Here is a 19,256-nt window from a genome sequence, read left to right on the forward strand (position 1 = left end):
GCAGGCCCGGAAAGTTCCCCGGTTCCCGCCGGTCAGAACTGTCGGTGGGGGCGGTTAGAGTCCGGTTCGTGGTGAACGTGGAGGAGACCGAGCGGGTGCCGGCGAAGCGCGTGCTGGGCTTGGCCGTGCCCGCGCTGGGGGTGCTGGCCGCCGAGCCGCTGTACGTGCTGGTCGACACCGCCGTGGTCGGCCACCTCGACGCGCTCTCGCTGGCCGGGCTCGCGCTGGGCGGGGTGGTGCTGGCGCAGGTGTCGAGCCAGCTGACGTTCCTGTCCTACGGCACGACGTCCCGCACGGCCCGCCTGCACGGCGCCGGCCGCCGGGCCGACGCGGTCCGCGAAGGCGTGCAGGCGACGTGGCTGGCGCTGTTCGTCGGGTTCTTCGTGCTGGCCGTCGGGCAACTGCTGGCGTGGCCGATCGCCCGGGTGCTGTCGGGAAGCGACGAGATCGCGTCCGCGGCCGTGTCGTGGCTGCGCATCGCGCTGTTCGGCGCGCCCTTGATCCTGGTCACGATGGCGGGCAACGGCTGGATGCGCGGGGTCCAGGACGCCGCGAGGCCGCTGCGGTACGTGCTGGCGGGCAACGGGATTTCGGCCGTGCTGTGCCCGGTGCTCGTGTACTGGGCGGGGCTGGGCCTGGAGGGCTCGGCGATCGCGAACGTCGTCGCGCAGGTGATCTCGGCGGCGCTGTTCTTCGCGGCGCTGGTCCGCGAGAAGGTGGCGTTGCGGCCGGACTTCAAGGTGATGCGCGCCCAGCTCGGCCTGGGCCGCGACCTGGTCCTGCGCAGCCTGGCGTTTCAGGCGTGCTTCGTCTCGGCGGCGGCGGTCGCGGCCCGTACGTCGACGGAGGCGGTGGGCGCGCACCAGGTGGTGCTGCAGCTGTGGACGTTCCTGGCGCTGGTCCTGGACTCGGTGGCGATCGCGGCGCAATCGCTGGTGGGCGCGGCGTTGGGCGCGAACTCGGCCCGCCAGGCGCGAGGGGTGGCCAACCAGATCACGGCGTACGGCCTGCTGCTGGGGTGCTTCTTGTGCGTGCTGTTCGCGGCGCTGTCGTGGGTGCTGCCGCACGCGTTCACGTCGGATCCGGGCGTGCTGGCGGAGATCCCGCACGCGTGGTGGTTCTTCGTGGCGCTGCAGCCGATCGCCGGGGTGGTGTTCGCTCTGGACGGGGTGCTGCTGGGAGCGGGGGATGCGGCGTTCTTGCGCAACGCGACGCTGGGTAGCGCGGCGCTGGGATTCTTGCCGCTGATCTGGGCGTCGCTGGGCTTCGGCTGGGGTCTGACGGGGATCTGGACGGGGCTGTCGTTGTTCATGGTGATCCGCTTGGCGTTCGTGGTGGCGAGGTGGCGCTCGGGCAACTGGGCGGTGACGGGAGCGATCCGCCCGGCTTGAGTCGCGGCTCGCGCGGCCGGCCGCGGCCGCGTTGGGTTCCCGAGCCTCACGGCGACCGCCCCGCCGTCCGGGGCGTTCGGCACCCGCCCGGGTGTCGCGTGGTGGCCCCGAGCCCCGCAGCAGTTGGCCGCCCGGGTCGCTCGGCGATCCCCCAGCCGTGCGGCCCCCACCCGTCACCCGCCGGCAGCGGGCTCCGGGCGCACTGGGGTCCCGAGCCCCGCCGGCCGCCCACCTGGGTCGCCCGGCACCCCAAGCCGCTCGGCGGCCGGCTGCCCACTCGGATCGCGCGGCAGCCCCAGCCGCGCGGCACTCGTCCGGGTCGCTCGGCGCTCCCTAGTCGCGCACCCACCCGCCGCCGCCCGGCCGACCCCGCCCGTTCACCCGTCCGAGCGGCCCCGCCCAAACACCCCCTGACCACGTGTGACGCCCCCGACCCTGTGGCGAAAACCACCCGGATAACGGCTATGTTTCGCCGTTGCTTAGGCGATACAAGTAGTAGGGACGGCAGCGCGGGCGTCCCGCGCCCCGAACACCGCTGAACCCCTGGAGGTCCTTGTGCCGCCCGCCACCGGCCGCGCCACTGCCCGGTCCTGGCTCGTCTGGCTCGCCGCCGTCACCGTCTACCTCCTCGCGGTCTTCCACCGCACCTCCTTCGGTGTCGCCGGGCTGCAGGCGGCCGAACGGTTCGGGGTCGGGGCCGCCGCGCTCGGCACCTTCACCGTCCTCCAGGTCGGCGTCTACGCCGCCATGCAGATCCCGACCGGTGTGCTGGTCGACCGCTACGGTCCCCGCCGCGTTCTCATCGTCGCCGTGCTGATCCTCGGTACCGGGCAGCTCCTGCTCGGCATCGCGCACACCTACGGCCTCGGCCTGCTCGCCCGCGGTGTGCTCGGCCTCGGCGACGCGCTCACCTTCGTCAGCGTGCTGCGCCTGGTCGCCGCCCACTTCCCGGGCCGCCAATACGCGCTGCTGACGTCGTTCACCGCCGCCGTCGGCTACATCGGGAACCTCGCCGCCACCGTTCCGCTGTCGCTGCTGCTCGACGTCTCCGGCTGGACGCCCACCTTCCTCGCCGTCGGCGCCCTCACCGTGCTCTACACGCTGGTCGTGGCGCTGCGCGTGCGGGACGTGCCGCACGGCGAAACACCGCCCGTCCGCGAAGAGGTCCGGCCGCGCCAGCTCGCCCACCAGGTCGCCGAGGCCTGGCGGACGCCGGGGACGCGGCTGGGTTTCTGGGTGCACTTCAGCACGATGTTCGCCCCGAACGCGCTGACCCTGCTGTGGGGCGTCCCGTGGCTGGTGCAGGGCCAAGGGCAGACGAAGGCCGCCGCGAGCGCGCTGCTCACCGTGTTCGTCTTCGGGTCGATGGCCGGCGGCCCGCTGCTCGGTGGCGTGATCGGGCGGCACCCGTCGCTGCGGATGCCGCTGGTCGGCGGGTACATCGGCGGCGCCGCGCTGCTCTGGGCGGTGCTGCTGAGCTGGCCCGGCACCGTGCCGGTGCCGGTGCTGGTGCCCGCGTTCGCCTTCCTCGCCCTCGGCGGCCCGGCGTCGATGATCGGCTTCGCACTCGCCCGCGACTACAACCCGCTGTCCCGCGTGGGCACCGCGACCGGCGTCGTCAACGTCGGCGGTTTCGTGGCGACGACGATCGCCGCGCTCGCGGTCGGCGTGCTGCTGCAGTGGACCGGCGGGAGCTTCCGGCTGTCGCTGCTGGCGATCGTCGCGATCCTCGCGCTCGGCACCTCCCGGATGCTCGTCTGGTGGCGCCGCACCCGCGCCCACCTCTTCCTGGCCGAGGCGCGCGGCGAGGAGCTGCCGGTGCGGATCACCCGCCGCCGCTGGGACGCCGCACTACCGGAGACGCCGATCGTCGCCGCCTGAGCGGCCTGATCGTTCCCCGAGGGACGGCAGCTAGGGTTTGCCGCGTGTCGAGCCCCAAACCGCCCCGCCGCCCCGCCCCGCCGCCCGGTCTCCTGATCGTCGACAAGCCCGCCGGGATGACGTCGCACGACGTCGTCGCCCGCGCCCGCCGCATCATGGGCACGCGCAAGGTCGGGCACGCCGGCACGCTCGACCCGATGGCGACCGGCGTGCTGGTGCTCGGCATCGAGCGCGCGACCAAGCTGCTCGGCCACCTGGCGCTGGACCGCAAGACCTACCTGGCCACCCTGAGCCTCGGCAGCAGCACCACGACCGACGACGCCGAGGGCGAAGTCCTCACCGAGGGCGCGACGGACCACGTGACCGACGACGACATCGCGAGCGGCGTCGAGAAGCTGACCGGCGACATCCAGCAGGTGCCGAGCGCGGTCAGCGCCGTCAAGATCGACGGCAAGCGCGCCTACGCCCGCGTCCGCGCCGGCGAGGACGTCGTGATCCCGGCCCGCCCGGTGACTGTCTACCGCTTCGACGTCCTGGGCATCCGCCACGAGGACGACCACGTCGAGGTCGACGCCGTCGTCGAGTGCTCGTCCGGCACCTACGTCCGCGCGCTGGCCCGCGACCTCGGCGCGGACCTCGGCTGCGGCGGGCACCTGAAGGCGTTGCGGCGCACCACGGTCGGCCCCTTCACCCTCGCCAAGGCGCGCACCCTCGACCAGCTCGAGGAGGCGCCCGAACTGAGCCTGGACCTCGACGCCGCCGTCGCCGCCGCCTTCCCGCGGCGCGACCTCGACGCGGCCACGGCGAAGGCGGTCCGGCACGGGCAGCGCATCCCCGCGGCCGGGCTCGAAGGCACCTACGGGCTCTTCGGGCCTGACGGCCGGGTACTCGCGCTGGCCGCCGACGAAGAAGGCGTGTCCCGCGCGGTGGTGGTGTTGCTGCCCGCCTAGGGTGGGCCTTACAGAGACGGGAGTGCGACGTGCTGCGGTGGCGTGGGCTGGGGGACCTCCCCGGCGGCTGGGGCCGGTGCGTGGTCACCATCGGCGTGTTCGACGGGGTGCATCGCGGGCACCAGGAGCTGATCAGCCGGACCGTGGCCGCGGCGGCCGAACGGGGGCTGCCGAGCGTCATGCTGACGTTCGACCCGCACCCGTCGGAGGTGCTGCGCCCCGGTAGCCACCCGGCGCAGCTGACCACGTTGCGGCGCAAGGCGGAAATCGTAGAGAGCCTCGGCGTCGACGTCTTCTGCGTGCTGCCGTTCACCTTGGAGCTGTCCCGGCTCGCGCCGGAGGAGTTCGTGCACGAGGTGCTCGTCGACCGCCTGCACGCGGCCGCGGTGATCGTCGGCGACAACTTCACCTTCGGCGCCAAGGCCGCCGGCGACGTCGCGATGCTGCGCACCCTCGGCCGCCGGTTCGGTTTCGCCGCCTACGGCGCGGAACTGCAGGGCAAGGAACTGTCCGAAGAGGACCAGGCGTCGATCACCTTTTCCAGCACGTACGTCCGTTCGTGCATCGACGCGGGTGACGTCCTCGCCGCGGCGGAGGCCCTCGGCCGTCCGCACCGCCTGGAGGGCATCGTCGTGCGCGGCGACGGCCGCGGCCACGAGCTCGGCTACCCGACGGCGAACCTGTCGACGCCGCGCTTCGCCGCCGTCCCGGCCGACGGCGTGTACAGCGCCTGGTTCACCCGCTCGGCGGACCCGTCGCGCCGGCTGCGCGCCGCGGTCTCGGTGGGCACCAACCCGACGTTCTCCGGGCGCGAGCGGACCGTCGAGGCGTTCGTCCTCGACGTCGACGAGGACTTCTACGGCCAGCACGTCGCGATCGACTTCGTGACGCGGCTGCGCGACCAGGTGCGCTTCGCCGACTCGGCCGGGCTGGTCCAGCAGATCGACGACGACGTGATCGAGACGAGAAAGGCACTCGAGGTGCCCCCGGACGCCCCGACCGGGGGCGAATAGGGGATTTCGCGTTCACGCACGTGAGGGCGATGGCAAGATGCTCACGGACGGTGTGCGCGGGCAAGGCTTAGGGGAGAGCGGGACTGGTGGAGGACCACAAGATCGTCCAGCGGAACATCGCGTTGCAGCGCGAGTGGTACGGGGAGCCGCTCGGCGACCGCGTGCGCCGGCTCGTCGTCGCGTTCGACGTTTCGCAGGCGTTCTTGGCCGAGGTCCTCGGGATCAGCGCCCCCATGCTCAGCCAGGTGATGAGCGGGCGGCGGGCGAAGATCGGCAACCCGGTCGTGCTGGCGAGGATGATCATGCTGGAGCGCAAGATCCTCGTGCCCGAGGTCGCCGCCGGCAACCGCGACGCGATGCTGGCCGCGATGGAGGACGTCCGCGACTCGCGCCCCACCGTCGGCCGCGACAACATCCCGGTGGTCAACGAAGACGCGAAGGTCCTCGCGTACCTGCGCGACCTGGCCGAGGACGAAGACCTGGGCGAGGCCGCCAAGCGCCTCGACGACGAGTTCCCGGCCATCGCCGACCTGCTCCGCCGGGCGGGCCACGGCTCCTGATGCCGGTCCTGTTCAGCGCGCTGTTCCCGCCGGACGACGTCGCCGCCGCGGTCGCGGACGCCGTGGGCGAGCCGGAACCCGGCCTGCGCTGGGAGCCGCCGGAGCGCTGGCACGTCACGCTGGCCTACTACGGGCCGGACGACGTCGAGGCGCGCGGTGCCTGGCTGGCCGGGCGCCTGGCCGGGCGGACCGGCGTCGACGTCCGGCTGGAAAAGGCCGCGACGTTCCCCGGGGTGCTGTGGTTGACTGTCGCGGGAACGGAGCTGACGCCGCTCGCGCACGCCGCGGGTGCCGACGCCGAAGCGAGGCCGTACGCGGCCCACCTGACGCTCGCGCGGTTCCCCCGGGAAGAACCTGGGCTCGCCGCGCGTTGGACCGAAAAGCTGGCCGGCTTCACGAGCCGGAGCTGGCGAGCCGCCGAGGTGGCGCTGGTCACCAGCGAGCGCGAGCCGGGTGGTCCCCGCTACCGGGTGGCGCGCGTCTTCGAGCTGGACGGCGCCTGAAGCCGCTGTTCAGCGGGCTGGTAACCTCACGACCGGGTCCGGCTGCAGTCCGTGGCGGCCGTGACCGTCTTCCCGGCGTCCATTCCGCGTCCGGGGCCGCACGGCACTGATTATTTCGAGGAGCAACACAAGTGGCGCTGTCCACCGAAGAGAAGAAGTCGATCCTGGCCGAGTACGGCGTGCACGACTCGGACACGGGATCCCCCGAGGCCCAGGTCGCGCTGCTGACCAAGCGGATCGTCGGCCTCACCGAGCACCTCAAGGCTCACAAGCACGACCACCACTCGCGTCGCGGGCTCCTGCTGCTGGTCGGCCGTCGCCGCCGGCTGCTGAACTACGTGATGAAGGTGGACATCGAGCGTTACCGTGCGCTGATCCAGCGCCTCGGCCTGCGCCGATAGCTGCACCCCGAGGGGGAGTGACCACATCGGTCGCTCCCCCTCGGTCTGAAAGAGAACGAACGGCGCGAGCGCGCACGAGGGTCCGTCCGCCGGTCCTCGGTAGTGGTTCCCGGGAAGCGTCCCGGGGGCTTCGATCGAAGACCGGCCTCATTCCTCGAGCGTCCTCAGGCGAAACGGGTCCCAGGGTGGGAGACTCGCGCCGACTGAAGGAACCAAAGAGGAGAAGCATCTATGACCGACTCCACCGGAGTCACCGTGCACGAGACCGAAGCCGTCATCGACAACGGCAAGTTCGGCACTCGCACCGTTCGTTTCGAGACGGGCCGCCTGGCCAAGCAGGCCGCCGGCGCCGTCGTCGCGTACCTCGACGAAGAGACCATGCTGCTCTCGGCGACGACCGCGTCGAAGCACCCGAAGGAGCACTTCGACTTCTTCCCGCTGACCGTGGACGTCGAAGAGCGCATGTACGCCGCGGGCCGCATCCCCGGCGCGTTCTTCCGCCGCGAGGGCCGCCCGTCGACCGACGCGATCCTGACCTGCCGCCTGATCGACCGGCCGCTGCGCCCGTCGTTCGCCGACGGTCTCCGCAACGAGATCCAGGTCGTCATCACCGTCCAGAGCCTCAACCCGGACGACCCGTACGACGTGCTGGCCATCAACGCCGCTTCGGCGTCGACCCAGATCGCCGGCCTCCCGTTCTCCGGCCCGGTCGGCGGCGTCCGCGTCGCGCTGATCGAGGGCCAGTGGGTCGCGTTCCCGACCTGGTCGCAGCTGGAGAAGGCGACCTTCAACATGGTCGTCGCCGGCCGCATCGTCGGTGACGACGTCGCGATCATGATGGTCGAGGCCGAGGGCACCGAGAACACGCTCGACCTGATCGCCGACGGCGGCAAGGCGCCCGACGAGGTCGCGGTCGCCGAGGGTCTCGAGGCCGCGAAGCCGTTCATCAAGGTCCTGTGCGAGGCGCAGCAGCGCCTGGCCGACGCGGCCGCGAAGCCGACCGGCGAGTTCCCGGTCTACCCGGCCTACCAGCAGGACGTCTACGAGGCCGTCGCCGCCATCGCGACCGACGACCTGGCGAACGCCCTCCAGATCGCCGGCAAGCAGGACCGCGACGCCGCGACCGACCAGGTCAAGGCCGCCGTGCTGGAGAAGGTCGGCCTGGGCGAGGGCGAAGCCTTCGCGGGGCGCGACAAGGAGATCGGCGGGGCGTTCAAGGCCCTGACGAAGAAGATCATGCGCCAGCGCGTCCTCACGGAGAAGATCCGCATGGACGGCCGCGGCCTCACCGACATCCGGTCGCTCGCGGCCGAGGTCGCCGTGATCCCGCGGGCGCACGGCTCGGCGCTGTTCGAGCGCGGCGAAACCCAGATCCTGGGCGTCACCACGCTGAACATGCTTCGCCTGGAGCAGCAGATCGACTCGCTGTCCCCGGAGACGCACAAGCGCTACATGCACCACTACAACTTCCCGCCGTTCTCCACCGGTGAGACCGGCCGCGTCGGTTCGCCGAAGCGCCGCGAAATCGGCCACGGCATGCTCGCCGAGCGCGCCCTGGTGCCGGTGCTGCCGAAGCGGGACGAGTTCCCGTACGCGATCCGCCAGGTCTCCGAGGCGCTGGGCTCCAACGGCTCGACGTCGATGGGCTCGGTCTGCGCGTCCACGATGAGCCTGTACAACGCCGGCGTGCCGCTCAAGGCGCCGGTCGCGGGCATCGCGATGGGCCTGGTCTCGGACGAGGTCGACGGCGAGACCCGCTACGTGGCGCTCACCGACATCCTCGGTGCCGAGGACGCCCTCGGCGACATGGACTTCAAGGTCGCGGGCACCAAGGACATCATCACCGCGCTGCAGCTCGACACGAAGCTCGACGGCATCCCGTCGGAGGTCCTCGCGGCCGCGCTGAAGCAGGCGAAGGACGCCCGGACCACCATCCTGGAGGTCATCGCCGAGGCGATCGACAGCCCGGACGAGATGAGCCCGTACTCGCCGCGCGTCACCAGCGTCAAGATCCCGGTCGACAAGATCGGCGAGGTCATCGGCCCGAAGGGCAAGATGATCAACTCGATCACCGAGCAGACCGGCGCCGACATCTCCATCGAGGACGACGGCACGATCTACGTGGGCGCTTCGGACGGCCCGTCGGCGGAGGCGGCGATCGACCTGATCAACGCCATCGCCAACCCGCAGCTGCCCAAGGTCGGCGAGCGCTTCCTCGGCACCGTGGTGAAGACGGCCGCGTTCGGCGCGTTCGTCTCGCTGCTGCCGGGCAAGGACGGCCTGGTGCACATCTCCAAGCTGGGCAACGGCAAGCGGATCGCCAAGGTCGAGGACGTCGTCAACGTGGGCGACAAGCTCCGCGTCGAGATCGCCGACATCGACAACCGCGGCAAGATCAGCCTGATCGTGGTCAAGGAGGACGACGCGAAGCCCGCCGAGGGCGACGCGCCGGCCGCCGACGCCGAGACGGCCGACGCCAAGTAACACCATTCGACGCGAAGGCCTCCTGATCCGCGGTGCCGGGTCGTGGGTGTTCAGGGCGGTTAGAACCGCCCTGAACACCCACGACCCGGGCGGGCAGGGGGCCTTCGCGGCATCGTGAGTAAGGAACCCATGGCACGGCAGGTTTCCGGGCACGAACAGCCCATCGGCACCACCCGCACGCTCGAGTCCACCCCGGACGGTGCGGTCGTCAAGCGCAGCGTGCTGCCCGGTGGCCTGCGGGTGATCACCGAGCACGTCCCCGCGTCCCGTTCGGCCACGGTCGGGCTGTGGGTCGGCATCGGTTCCCGCGACGAGCCGGTGGCCGTCGCCGGCGCCGCGCACTACCTCGAGCACCTGCTGTTCAAGGGAACGAAGAACCGCGACGCCACGCAGATCGCCGAGGAGATCGACGCGGTCGGCGGCGAGTTCAACGCCTTCACGGCGAAGGAGCACACCTGCTACTACGCGCAGGTGCTCGACGCCGACCTCCCGCTGGCCGTGGACCTGGTCACCGACGTCGTGTTCGAGGCGCTGTGCACCGACCGCGACATGGACATGGAGCGCAGCGTCGTCCTCGAAGAGATTTCGATGCGCGACGACGACCCCGAAGACCTGCTGCACGAGACGTTCGTCAGCGCGGTCCTGGGTGACCACGCGCTCGGCCGCCCGGTGCTCGGCACCGAGAAGTCGATCGTGGAGATGTCGCCGGTCGCGCTGCGGAACTTCTACAAGCGCCGGTACACCCTGCCGCGGATGGTCCTGGCCGTGGCCGGGAACGTCGACCACGGCCAGGTGCTGCGGCTGGTCCGCAAGGCGCTGAAGGACCGGCTGACCGGGACGGCGACGCCGGTCGCGCCGCGTGAGGGCCGGGCCCGGATCAAGACCCCGCCGAAGCTGGCCCTGCACACCGACGACACCGAGCAGGCGCACGTCATGCTGGGCCTGCGGTCCCTGTCGCGCCACGACGAACGGCGCTTCGCGCTGTCGGTGCTCAACGCGGCCCTCGGCGGCGGCATGAGCTCGCGGCTGTTCCAGGAGATCCGGGAGCGGCGCGGGCTGGCCTACCAGGTGTACTCCTCGGTCGCGAGCTACGCCGACACGGGCCACATGGCCGTGTACGCGGGCTGCCAGCCGGAGAAGCTCGGCGACGTCGCCGGCGTCATCCGCGAGGTGCTCGACAAGGTCGGCGTCGACGGCCTGACCGAAGCCGAGGTGGCCCGAGCGAAGGGCCAGCTGCGCGGCGGGATCGTGCTGGGCCTGGAGGACACGTCGTCGCGGATGTCGCGGATCGGCAAGACCGAGCTCAACTACGGCCGCTACCTGGGTGTCGACGACACGGTCGCGCGCATCGACGCCGTCACCACCGAGGAAGTGTGTGCCCTCGCTCGCACTTTGTTCGCGCGCCCGGGCGGGGTCTCGGCGGCGGCGGTCGTCGGGCCGTACGCTCACGCCGACGACCTTCCTGACGACCTCCACGAGGTGATCGCTTCATGACCATCAACGTCGGTGTGCTCGGTGCCCGGGGCCGCATGGGCGCGACGGTGGTGAACGCCGTCGAAAGCGCGGGCGACATGAAGGTCGTCGCGGCGCTGGACGCGGGCGACGACTTCGCGGCCCTCGCCGACGCGCAGGTGGTCGTGGACTTCACCCACCCCGACGCCGTCATGGACAACCTGAAGTACCTGGTGGCGCACGACATCCACGCGGTCGTCGGCACCACCGGCTTCAGCGAGGAGCGGCTGGCCGAGCTGCGCGCGTTGCTGGAGCCGAAGCCTTCGCTCGGTGTGCTGATCGCGCCGAACTTCGCGCTCGGCGCGGTTCTCGCGATGCGCTTCGCGGCCCAGGCGGCGAAGTTCTACGCGTCGGCGGAGATCATCGAGCTGCACCACAACCGCAAGGCCGACGCGCCTTCGGGCACCGCCGCGCACACCGCCCGGATGATCGCGACGGCGCGCGCGGAGGCCGGCGTGACGCCGGGCCCGGACGCGACGACGGCCGAGCTGGACGGTGCCCGCGGCGCTTCGGTCGAGGACGTCCGCGTCCACTCGGTCCGCCTGCCGGGCCTGGTCGCGCACGAGGAGATCCTGTTCGGCGGCGAGGGGGAGACCCTGACCATCCGCCACGACTCCCTCGACCGGACGTCGTTCATGCCGGGCGTGCTGCTCGGCGTCCGCACGGTGCTGACGCGCCCCGGCCTGACGGTCGGCCTGGAAAACGTCCTCGACCTGTGAGGGCCCGCAACGTGGCGCTGCTGCTGACGGCGGCGCTGGTGGTGTACCTGGTCCTGCTGGCGGACCGCGCGTTCGCGCTGTTCGCCTCGGGGACGCCCCTGGGCATCGCGCTCGGCGTCGGCGTCCTGCTGCTGCCGATCCTCGGCGTCTGGGTGGTGGTCGTGACCTGGCGCAACGGGCTGCAGATCCAGCGCCTGTCACGCCGCCTGGACGCCGAGGGCGCGCTCCCGGACGTCTCCGACCTGCCGCGCCGTCCTTCGGGCCGGGTGGACCGCGACGCGGCGGACGCGTGGTTCGAGCAGCGCCGCGCCGAGGTCGAGGCGGACCAGGAGAACTGGCGGGCCTGGTACAAGCTCGCGTACGCCTACGACATCGCGGGCGACCGCCGCCGGGCGCGTGAGACGATGAAGACCGCCGTGGAGCTGGAAGCCGCCGAGCGCTCAGGTGCCGAGTAGCTCCGTCGCGAAGACTTCCTCGACCTGCCGGCGACGGGACGACAGCCCCTGCTCGTGGTGGTACCGCAGGTAGGTTTCGAGCGTCGCGCGGTTGGCGGAAATCCCGTAAGGCCACCAGTTTTCACCGAACTCGGCGAGCGTTTCGTCGACCAGCGCGTCGGCCCACGGCACCATGGTCTGCACCTGGTAGAGCCGCTGCCCGCGGCGGTACCGCTCGGCGGCGGCGTCCTTCGCGGTTTCGAACATGGCGTAGACGCTCCGGGCGAGGCCGGGATCGTCGGCCAGGAGGTCCCGCCGGACGACGACGGCGTGCATGATCGGGAAGATCCCGGTGCGGCGGTGGTAATCGCGTTCCCTCGCGACGAAGTCGGGGAACAGGCGGGTGACGTTCGGGGAGCCGTCGAGCACGCACTGCGGGACGTTGGCGGAGAACAGCGCGTCGATCTCACCGGCGTCGAGCAGATCGCTCAACGTCCTCCCGTCCCCGGCCTGGGTGACGTCGAGGCCGGCCGGGTGCGGGTGGGGGATGAAGCCGAAGGGCGCCGACGGGCGGTCGAGCCCGCCGATCACCCAGCGGTTCTCCTCGGGCTTGAAGCCGTACTCGTCCATGAGGATGCCCTTGGCCCAGACGCCCGAGTCCTGGCCGTAGGTGCCGAATTCGCCGATGGTCCGGCCGGTGAGATCGCCCGGCCCGGCGATGCCCGAGTGGGTGTTGACGAAGACGCAGGAGTGCCGGAACACGCGGTTGGGGAAGATCGGCAGCGCCACGAAGGGCGTGCCTTTCTCGAGCAGGCGCAGGTAGAACGTGAGCCCGAGCTCGGCGACGTCGTATTCGCCGCCGCGGATCATGCGCTCGAAGATCTCGGGCAGCGTGTCGGCGGTTTCCACGGTGGTGGTTTCGAACAGCTGCCGGGTGGTGTCGTACGGGAAGCACCCGATCTTGAGGTCCATGCCCCCGATCCTCGGTCCGCGAGCCATCGGGCGTCCAAGACCGGCTGCGTCAGCTCGATACTCTGGAAGTATGGACTTGCGCGTGCTCCGGTACTTCGTCGCGGTGGCCGAGGAACGCCACGTCGGCCGCGCGGCGAGCCGCCTGCACATGGCACAGCCGCCGCTGAGCCGCGCGGTCCGCGGGCTGGAGGACGAGCTGGGCGCGACGCTGTTCGACCGCACCCCGAAGGGCGTCACGCTCACCGCCGCGGGCGCGGTGCTGTACGAGGAGGCGACGGCACTGCTGGCCCAGTCGGCCCGCATCCGCGACCGCGTGACCGCGGCGGCGGGCACGGCAACCCTGGTGGTGGGGACGTTGGCGGACACCGCCGAGCAGGCCGGCGCCCGCCTGGTGGCGCTGTTCCGCAACCGCCACCCGCACGTCGACGTCCGGGTCCACGAGACGGACCTGGCCGACCCCACGGCGGGGTTGCGCACGGGCCTGGTCGACGTGGCCTTGACGCGGACTCCGTTCGACACCGGGGGAATCAGCACCCACGTCCTACGCCCGGTCCGCACCGGCGTGGTCCTGCGCGACGACGACCCCCTGTCCGGTCGCCCTTCGGTGTTCTCCGCGGACCTGGCCGGCCGCCGCTGGATCCGCCTCCCGGACGGAACGGACCCGCTGTGGGCGGCCTACTGGACGGGCGGCGAGCCCCGGGAAGCCGCCCCGGTCGTCCGGACGATCCAGGAGTGCCTGCAGGCGGTGCTGTGGAACGGGATTTCGGCGTTCGCGCCCCTCGGCCAGCCGCTCCCACCGGGCCTGCGCATCGTCCCGGTACCGGACCGCCCGCCGAGCGACCTGGTGGTGGCCTGGCCGAAGTCCCGCGGCGGCCCGCTGGTCCGCGGTTTCGTGCGCGTGGCGGCGTCGTTGGGGCGGGCGGACTGGACGCAGTGACGCGGGCCAGCCCCCTCAGCGCGAGCGAACCGGCGGCCCTGCCCACTTCCGGCGCGACCGGATCTGTGACGTGTCCACGCCTGGCGTGATCGGATCGGCGGCCCTGCCTGCCCTTGATGCGACCCGAACCTGCGGCGCTGTCCGCCCCTGGCGCGATCGGCCCGCCAACCCTTACGCGGCCCCCCGCCAGTGCCCTGCCCACCCCTGGCGAGCCCCATCCGCCAAGCCTGCCGTCGTCGGGCCTGCGCCCCTGCGGCGAGGTGAGTCCCGCGAGTTTGCCCACATCGCGGCGACGCCCGACCCGGTGAGCCACCTGGGCCGGCCCTGCCCGCCCCGAGCGCGCCCGGACCGCTTGCTGTTCCCATCACCGGCGCGCCGCACCCCAGCGGCCCGCCGAGGCACTCGACTCACACTCAGTGGTGCAGCCACCCGGCGAACACCGCAGGGGAAGCCGCGATCAGGCTGAACCGGATCCACCTTCCGGCCAGCCCGGTCGTCAAGAACGTGGCCAGCCGCATCCGCACCAGCCCGGCCAGCACGCTCGTCGCCATGAACGGCGGCAACCCCACCAGCGAACTGACCCCGTAAGTCCCGGCCATCCAGTGCGGGTGCCGGTGGCAGCGCTCCCGCAACCGCTCGACCCACCCGCGAATCCGCTTCGTCCGCAACTGCCACCGCACCCGCCGCGGCGTCAGAGGCCGCTCGCGGTGCAGCCGGTCGTGCAGCGGCTTCGGCAGCTTGATGGTCCCCCGCGCGGCGAGGTAGTACAGCGTCTTCCCGGCGATCTGCCCGACGGCGACCGCCGCCCCGAGCCACAGCCAGTGCAGGCCGGGCTGGCTCGCGCAGAGCCCGATCAGGAACACCTCGGCGTTGATCAGCGGCACGATGGCCGAACCGAACGCGACGCCCAGCGTCAGCAGGATCCAGCTCATCGTGTCACCTCCCGAAAATCGCTCGCGTTCTTCACGTTATCAGTTCGAAATCCGGAAACACGGGGGTTGGCCCCCGTCTTCGGCCGGGGGTCCGCACCAGAAGATCACCTGCCGGACGGCTCCCGGTCACCTCCCGCTGGAACGCTGACGACGTGGCCGCCGAGCAACCCCGTACGCCCGCTGACCGCTTCGGCGCCTTCTGCCGGGCCGTCGTCCGGGTACTGCCGCTGGGTCTGTCGCGGATCGTGGCCCCGACGTTCCTCGGCTTCTGCCTCATCAACGGTCTGACGTTCGGCGTCGACCTCGGGTTGCTGACGATCTTCCACGGCCTGCTCGGCTGGCCCGTGTGGCTGGCGATCACGGTCGCCTACGGCTGCGCGTTCGGGCTCAGCTTCGTGCTGAACCGGACGTTCAACTTCCATTCCCACGCCGCCGTCGGAATCCAGCTCGCCCTTTACATCGTGGCGATCGCCGTCAATTACGCCGCGTTTTTGCTGGGTGTGGGCGCGGGACTGACGGCGCTGGGCGTCGAGTACCACGTCGCACGGCTGCTCGCGGGCGCCTGTGAGGGCGTCTTCATGTACGCCGTGCTGCGCTGGGTGATCTTCCGCGACTCAGGTGAGCGCGAGCTCGAGGGTGCCGGTGAGCCGGACCTCGCGGAGCAGCCGCTCGCCGGTGTCGAGCGTGCGGACCGTGCCGTCGGGGTTCCAGCCGGCCCGCCGGTAGAAGGCGAGGGTGGCGTGGTCGCCCTGGGCGACCCAGGCGATGCCGCGGCCGGCGCCGTCGGCCCGCAGGCCCGCGGCGGCCGTCGCGAGTAGCCGGCCGGCGTGGCCGCGCCGTCCCCACCGCGGCTCGACGAGCAGGGTGGCGATCAAGCCGGTGGAGCCGGCGTCCTCGGGCAGGCTGCCGTCGGCGGCGGCGACCTCTTCTTCGGGCGCGCGGCCGGCGACGCAGAACCCGACGGTGAACTCGCCCTCGGTGGCGACGTAGACCAGGCTGCCGGGGTAGTCGATGGTCTCGGTCCAGGTGCCGGCGAGGTCGGCGGCGTCCAGTTCGGCGAGCGCCTGCTTGCCCAGCAGGTCCTCGTAGGCGGCGTGCCAGGTGTCGCGTTGGATGCGGGCGATCTCCGCGGCGTCGGACAGGTCGGCGGGGCGGACGGCGGCGTCGCTCATGGGCAAAAGTTAGTACAGCGGAGCGCAGCTCCTCCGTCGAGGGCGGTGGCGGGGGCATGGATGGATATCGGGTCGCCGAAAACTGTCGGTGGTGGCTGGCACCATGAGCTCACCATGCAAACGATCAGCGTCTCGACGGCCCGGAAGACCTTCCTGGCCGCACAGGGCTTCACCGACCCGCGTCCCTCCGGCGAGCCGTCCCGGCGGCACCTGAAACGCGTGCTTTCGCGCGTCCAGCTGCTGCAGCTCGACTCGGTGAACGTCGCGGTGCGGGCGCACTACATGCCGGTGTTCTCCCGCCTGGGCGCGTACGAGCCCGCGCTGCTGGACGCGGCGGCGTGGGCGCACTCGGCGCGTCAGCCGCGCCTGCTGGTGGAGACGTGGGCGCACGAGGCGAGCCTGCTGCCGATCGAAGACTGGCCGCTGATCCGCTCGGGCGCGAAGCGCGACGGCTGGTGGAAGCACTACGGCCCGCTGATCGAGAAGTCGCCGGGGCTGGTCGAAGAGATCCTTTCGGTGGTCAAGGAACTCGGCCCGATCGGCGCGGGCGGCATCGAGCGCGAGGTCGAGGCGGACGCGCAGCGGCGGGGGCCGGGCTCGTGGTGGGAGCGGTCCGAGGTCAAGCGCGTCTGCGAGTACCTGTTCGGCACCGGCCAGCTGACCACGGGCACGCGCCGGTCGTTCGAGCGGCTGTACGACCTGACCGAACGGGTGGTCCCGCCGGACGTCCTGGCCCGGACGGTTTCGGCGGAGGAGGGCGCGCGCGGCCTGATCGAGCGTTCGGCGCGCGCACTGGGCGTCGCGACGGAGACGGACCTGCGCGACTACTACCGCCTCGGCCCGGCCCCGGCGCGCCAGGCGGTGGCGGAGCTGGTCGAATCCGGTGTCCTGGAGCCGGTTTCGGTGCGCGGCTGGAAGGCGGTGGCGTACCGGCACGCCGAGGCCCGCACGCCGCGGTCGGTGACCGGCCGGGCGCTGCTGTGCCCGTTCGACCCGCTGATCTGGGAACGCGCGCGCACCGAGCGGCTCTTCGGGTTCCACTACCGGATCGAGATCTACGTCCCGGAGCCGAAGCGCGTGTACGGCTACTACGTGTTCCCGTTCCTGCTGGACGGCGAACTGGTCGGGCGGGTGGACCTGAAGGCCGACCGCGCGGCGGGTGTCCTGCGGGTCCAGGGCGCCTTCGCGGAGGAGGGCGCCGACGTGGCGCGCGTGCTCCCGGAGCTGGCCGCGGAGCTGCGGCACATGGCGGAGTGGCTCGGCCTGTCCGGCGTCGCGGTGGGCACCCGCGGCGAGCTGGCCCGGCCCCTGGCGAAACTGGTGCGCTGACGGCTATTCCACCGCATGGACCGTGCCGATCCCGGTCAGGATGAGGTCGACGCCCGCCAGGAACTGTTCGCGGTCGTCGTGGTCGCGCATCTCGTCGGCGACCGCGCGCGCGAAGGGGTACTCCTCGGCGTCGAGCGCCTCCCACGCGGTCGAGACGGCGTCGAGGAACTCGCCGCGGCCGGCGCCGGGGTGCACGACGCGCGCGTTCGCGGCGTTCTGGCCGGCGGCGCCGAGGACGTAGTGCACCAGCGCCGAAGTCGCCGTGAACCAGCTGCCCTTCGGCACGCCCAGGTCGCGGACGTGCCGTCCGAAGCTCTCGAAGATCTTCGGCGTCACCGAGCCCGACGGCCCGCGCGAAAGCTGCGCCGAGAGCTGCAGGGCGAGCCACGGGTGGCCCTCGATCGCGTCGAACAGGCCGAGCGCGACGGCGCGGACCTCGTCCTGCGGTGACCCCGCGGGCTCGGCGCGTCCGGCCCTCAACGCGGCCGAGACCACGGCGCCGGTCGCTGCGTCGAGCAGTTCGCCCTTGTTCGCCACGTGCCAGTAGATCGCCCCGGGGCCGGTGGCGAGGCGCTCGGTCAGCGCGCGGAACGTCAACCCGCGCTCGCCGTCGGCGTCGAGCAGTTCGACAGCCGTCTCGATGATGCGCGCCCGCGAGAGGGCTTCTGTGCGCCGTTGTGCCATGCCTCATCTTGACATGTCTGGAACGCCGTTCCAATATTGGAACAACGTTCCAGAAAGAGGAGTCGCGATGTCCATCCCCGTCACGATCGTCGGCGCCGGCCTCGGCGGGCTCACGCTCGCCCGCGTCCTGCACGTCCACGGCATCCCGGTCACGGTCCACGAAGCGGAGAGCTCGCCGTCCGCGCGCACGCAGGGCGGCATGCTCGACATCCACGAGCACAACGGCCAGCCGGCGCTCGAGGCAGCGGGCCTGACCGACGGCTTCCGCGCCCTGATCCTGGAGGGCCGCGAAGCTACGCGGATCCTGGACCGGACGGGCAAGGTCCTGCTCGACGAGCCGGACGACGGCACCGGCGGCCGCCCCGAGGTCCAGCGAGGCGAGCTGCGCGGCCTCCTGCTGGACTCACTGCCCGAGGGAACGGTCCACTGGGACCACAAGGTCACCGCGGCCCGGTCCCTGGGCGACGGCCGCCACGAGCTGACGTTCGCCGACGGCACGACGGCGACCACCGGCCTGCTGGTCGGCGCGGACGGCGCGTGGTCCCGCATCCGCCCCCTGGTGTCGGACGCGGTCCCGGAGTACGTCGGTACGTCGTTCGTGGAGACGTACCTGTTCGACAGCGACACCCGCCACCCGGCAACCGCGAAGGCGGCCGGGGGAGGAGCGCTGTTCGTGCCGGAGCCGGGCAAGGGCATCCAGGCGCACCGCGAAACGGGCGGCACGCTCCACACGTACGTGGTGCTGGCGAAACCGCAGGACTGGTTCACCGACTTCACCGACCCGGACGCGGCCAGGGCCCAGATCGCGGCCGAGTTCACGGACTGGGCCCCGGAACTGACGGCCCTGATCACCGACGGCGAGACGGCACCGGTGCTGCGCCCGATCAACGCCCTGCCACCCGGCCACAACTGGCCCCGCACCCCGGGCGTGACGCTCCTGGGCGACGCGGCCCACCTATCGGTCCCGAACGGCGAAGGCGCCAACCTGGCGATGCAGGACGGCGCGGAACTGGGCCGAGCCATCGCCGCCCACCCGGACGACCCGGAGGCCGCCTTGGCCGAATACGAGCGGGAGTTGTTCCCCCGCAGCGCAACGGAAGCAGCGGAGGCGGAGCGTGATTTCGAGACCTGCTTCGGCGAGCGGACCCCGCACAGCCTGATCGACCTGTTCACGGGCCAGGGCTAGGGTTCGGGACCGGTCCACAGTGGACTCAAGGGGGTCGCGTGCCGTCGATGCCACGGCCAGGCCCGCGTAGCCGCCAACCGCGACCGCCGCGGCGCATCGCAGCCCCGAGGAACGGTCGCCGCGCCCGCGACTTCGCCGCCGAACGCCGCAACGGCTGTTTCCGGGACCGCCGGCTGTACCCACCGACTCGGCCCCG

At 71.9% G+C, this 19,256-nt stretch carries 18 protein-coding genes and 1 pseudogene; 15 read left to right on the forward strand and 4 right to left on the reverse strand.

Going from position 1 to position 19,256, the window contains the following annotated elements:
* Window positions 1–71 precede the first annotated feature (71 nt).
* The 11 genes from ACLJQM_RS32795 to ACLJQM_RS32845 all read left to right on the forward strand — a co-directional run bounded on the left by ACLJQM_RS32795 (window position 72) and on the right by ACLJQM_RS32845 (window position 11,869).
* Window positions 72–1,391 carry an MATE family efflux transporter gene (locus ACLJQM_RS32795; RefSeq protein ID WP_247025051.1) on the forward strand — a complete coding sequence of 440 codons (1,320 nt, stop codon included), beginning with the start codon at window positions 72–74 and terminating at the stop codon, window positions 1,389–1,391.
* Window positions 1,392–1,946: 555 nt separating this feature from the next.
* A complete protein-coding gene (locus ACLJQM_RS32800) occupies window positions 1,947–3,272 on the forward strand; it encodes an MFS transporter (protein WP_247021096.1) in 1,326 nt (441 codons plus the stop codon).
* Window positions 3,273–3,316: 44 nt separating this feature from the next.
* Window positions 3,317–4,222, forward strand: coding sequence for a tRNA pseudouridine(55) synthase TruB (truB, locus tag ACLJQM_RS32805; protein WP_360769982.1), 906 nt, complete (start codon window positions 3,317–3,319; stop codon window positions 4,220–4,222).
* 29 nt (window positions 4,223–4,251) lie between these two features.
* A complete protein-coding gene (locus ACLJQM_RS32810; protein ID WP_247021098.1) occupies window positions 4,252–5,235 on the forward strand; it encodes a bifunctional riboflavin kinase/FAD synthetase in 984 nt (327 codons plus the stop codon).
* A gap of 86 nt (window positions 5,236–5,321) precedes the next feature.
* A complete protein-coding gene (locus tag ACLJQM_RS32815) occupies window positions 5,322–5,795 on the forward strand; it encodes a helix-turn-helix domain-containing protein (protein WP_086851932.1) in 474 nt (157 codons plus the stop codon).
* Window positions 5,795–6,298 carry an RNA 2',3'-cyclic phosphodiesterase gene (gene thpR, locus ACLJQM_RS32820; protein ID WP_360769986.1) on the forward strand — a complete coding sequence of 168 codons (504 nt, stop codon included), beginning with the start codon at window positions 5,795–5,797 and terminating at the stop codon, window positions 6,296–6,298. The genes ACLJQM_RS32815 and thpR overlap by 1 nt, the downstream gene beginning before the upstream one ends.
* Window positions 6,299–6,429: 131 nt before the next feature.
* Window positions 6,430–6,699, forward strand: a complete 270-nt coding sequence (gene rpsO, locus ACLJQM_RS32825) for a 30S ribosomal protein S15 (RefSeq protein WP_003084034.1) — start codon at window positions 6,430–6,432, stop codon at window positions 6,697–6,699.
* A 231-nt stretch (window positions 6,700–6,930) separates the two neighbouring features.
* Window positions 6,931–9,183 (forward strand): polyribonucleotide nucleotidyltransferase, encoded by a 2,253-nt coding sequence (locus ACLJQM_RS32830; protein ID WP_247021103.1) that lies wholly within the window; start codon window positions 6,931–6,933, stop codon window positions 9,181–9,183.
* Window positions 9,184–9,312: 129 nt separating this feature from the next.
* Window positions 9,313–10,677, forward strand: a complete 1,365-nt coding sequence (locus ACLJQM_RS32835; protein WP_247021105.1) for a M16 family metallopeptidase — start codon at window positions 9,313–9,315, stop codon at window positions 10,675–10,677.
* Window positions 10,674–11,414, forward strand: a complete 741-nt coding sequence (dapB, locus tag ACLJQM_RS32840) for a 4-hydroxy-tetrahydrodipicolinate reductase (RefSeq protein ID WP_410634206.1) — start codon at window positions 10,674–10,676, stop codon at window positions 11,412–11,414. The genes ACLJQM_RS32835 and dapB overlap by 4 nt, the downstream gene beginning before the upstream one ends.
* On the forward strand, window positions 11,411–11,869 hold the full coding sequence (locus ACLJQM_RS32845; RefSeq protein ID WP_247021108.1) for a hypothetical protein: 459 nt from the start codon (window positions 11,411–11,413) through the stop codon (window positions 11,867–11,869). Before dapB ends, ACLJQM_RS32845 begins: the two co-directional genes overlap by 4 nt.
* On the opposite strand, the gene ACLJQM_RS32850 is transcribed toward ACLJQM_RS32845, so the two are convergent.
* Window positions 11,855–12,820, reverse strand: a complete 966-nt coding sequence (locus ACLJQM_RS32850) for a 4,5-dihydroxyphthalate decarboxylase (protein WP_410634207.1) — start codon at window positions 12,818–12,820, stop codon at window positions 11,855–11,857. The two genes, ACLJQM_RS32845 and ACLJQM_RS32850, sit on opposite strands and share 15 nt — an antisense overlap.
* A 70-nt stretch (window positions 12,821–12,890) precedes the next feature.
* Here ACLJQM_RS32850 and ACLJQM_RS32855 point away from each other — a divergent pair, with 70 nt between their 5' ends.
* Window positions 12,891–13,757: a LysR family transcriptional regulator gene (locus tag ACLJQM_RS32855; RefSeq protein WP_410634208.1), complete on the forward strand. Its 867-nt coding sequence runs from the start codon at window positions 12,891–12,893 to the stop codon at window positions 13,755–13,757.
* Between the two features lie 413 nt (window positions 13,758–14,170).
* Here ACLJQM_RS32855 and ACLJQM_RS32860 read toward each other — a convergent pair whose 3' ends face one another.
* Window positions 14,171–14,689 (reverse strand): hypothetical protein, encoded by a 519-nt coding sequence (locus tag ACLJQM_RS32860; RefSeq protein WP_360769998.1) that lies wholly within the window; start codon window positions 14,687–14,689, stop codon window positions 14,171–14,173.
* 245 nt (window positions 14,690–14,934) lie between these two features.
* Between ACLJQM_RS32860 and ACLJQM_RS32865 the strand changes: the two are divergent.
* Window positions 14,935–15,237 (forward strand): annotated as a pseudogene (locus tag ACLJQM_RS32865) (GtrA family protein); the annotation flags it as partial.
* Between the two features lie 66 nt (window positions 15,238–15,303).
* Here ACLJQM_RS32865 and ACLJQM_RS32870 read toward each other — a convergent pair.
* Window positions 15,304–15,861 carry a GNAT family N-acetyltransferase gene (locus tag ACLJQM_RS32870; RefSeq protein WP_247021115.1) on the reverse strand — a complete coding sequence of 186 codons (558 nt, stop codon included), beginning with the start codon at window positions 15,859–15,861 and terminating at the stop codon, window positions 15,304–15,306.
* A gap of 114 nt (window positions 15,862–15,975) precedes the next feature.
* Here ACLJQM_RS32870 and ACLJQM_RS32875 point away from each other — a divergent pair, with 114 nt between their 5' ends.
* Window positions 15,976–17,190 (forward strand): winged helix-turn-helix domain-containing protein, encoded by a 1,215-nt coding sequence (locus ACLJQM_RS32875; protein ID WP_410634209.1) that lies wholly within the window; start codon window positions 15,976–15,978, stop codon window positions 17,188–17,190.
* Window positions 17,191–17,193: 3 nt separating this feature from the next.
* Here ACLJQM_RS32875 and ACLJQM_RS32880 read toward each other — a convergent pair whose 3' ends face one another.
* Window positions 17,194–17,874 carry a TetR/AcrR family transcriptional regulator gene (locus tag ACLJQM_RS32880; RefSeq protein ID WP_410634211.1) on the reverse strand — a complete coding sequence of 227 codons (681 nt, stop codon included), beginning with the start codon at window positions 17,872–17,874 and terminating at the stop codon, window positions 17,194–17,196.
* Between the two features lie 67 nt (window positions 17,875–17,941).
* On the opposite strand from ACLJQM_RS32880, the gene ACLJQM_RS32885 reads away from it, so the two are divergent.
* Complete coding sequence (locus tag ACLJQM_RS32885; protein WP_410634213.1) at window positions 17,942–19,060, forward strand: FAD-dependent oxidoreductase; 1,119 nt, start codon at window positions 17,942–17,944, stop codon at window positions 19,058–19,060.
* The last annotated feature ends 196 nt before the right edge of the window (window positions 19,061–19,256 follow it).

This window comes from Amycolatopsis sp. cmx-4-83 (assembly GCF_046548815.1).
Taxonomy (GTDB): domain Bacteria; phylum Actinomycetota; class Actinomycetes; order Mycobacteriales; family Pseudonocardiaceae; genus Amycolatopsis; species Amycolatopsis pretoriensis_A.